At 61.1% G+C, this 229-nt stretch carries 1 pseudogene; it reads left to right on the forward strand.

Going from position 1 to position 229, the window contains the following annotated elements:
- Positions 1-16: 16 nt before the first annotated feature.
- Positions 17-229 (forward strand): annotated as a pseudogene (locus B4920_RS28360) (MFS transporter); the annotation flags it as partial.

Genomic DNA, 229 nt, shown 5'->3' on the forward strand with positions numbered 1-229 from the left:
GCCCCTGGCGCACTACATGCCCGCAGAACAGTTCAACACCTGGGGCTGTCGCATTCCGTTCGTGCTGAGTTTCGTGGTCATCATCGCAGGCTACGTGATGCGCCGCGAAGTGCATGAGACGCCCGCCTTCACGGCAGAAAAAGAACAGCAGGCGCGCCCTCGCTCACCGGTCATCGACGCTTTCAAGTACAGCACGCCCGACATGTTGGGCGTGCTGTCCTTGGAAGCG

Source organism: Zoogloea sp. LCSB751 (genome assembly GCF_002028455.1).
Classification (GTDB): Bacteria; Pseudomonadota; Gammaproteobacteria; order Burkholderiales; family Rhodocyclaceae; genus Zoogloea.